Origin of the sequence: Candidatus Hakubella thermalkaliphila (assembly GCF_013281975.1) — a bacterium.
Taxonomy (GTDB): Bacteria; Actinomycetota; Humimicrobiia; order Hakubellales; family Hakubellaceae; genus Hakubella; species Hakubella thermalkaliphila.
In genome coordinates, this window is record NZ_BLRZ01000436.1 from 1 (window position 1) to 621 (window position 621).

Here is a 621-nt window from a genome sequence, read left to right on the forward strand (position 1 = left end):
TAGGTGTATTCAGATAGGCAACAGGGAGACAGCCTCCCAGAGGCCCTCCGGTCTGCAAGGCTCTGGTAAGGGCAAGATGTATAAACGCCTGCCCGGCAGGGGTGGACGTACCCAGTTATCTGGCTCTGGTGGCTCAAGGGACATACGATGAAGCTCTGGCGGCTCACCGCAGCCGCAACCCATTTCCTCTTATCTGCGGCCGGGTGTGTCCAACTTTCTGCGAAGAAAGATGTCGCCGGGGGCAGATGGATGAACCGGTGGGTATCCGGTGGGTGAAGCGCTTCATGGCCGATTCTGAGCTAGCCAGACCCTGGACTCCACCCCGTCTGGAGCCGGACAAGGAGGAGAAGGTGGCGGTAGTGGGAAGTGGTCCTGCAGGACTGACTGCTGCCCTGCGTCTGGCCCAGTGGGGCTACCGGGTGACTGTCTTCGAGGCTCTCTCTGTGGCAGGTGGGATGATGACTGTTGGGATTCCAGAGTACCGCTTGCCCCGGGAGATCCTGCAGGCGGAAATCGATTTAATAGTGCGGGCAGGTGTGGAGATTAGGCTTAACAGTGCTCTTGGGAGGGATTTCTCCCTAGAGGATCTCTTGGATAAAAGGGGGTTCGCCGCCGTAGTCC

At 58.9% G+C, this 621-nt stretch carries 1 protein-coding gene; it reads left to right on the forward strand.

What is annotated here, in order from left to right; genetic code table 11:
• Positions 1-101: 101 nt before the first annotated feature.
• The coding region (locus HW443_RS12595; protein ID WP_176238376.1) for an NAD(P)-binding protein at positions 102-621 on the forward strand (520 nt) is incomplete at its 3' end.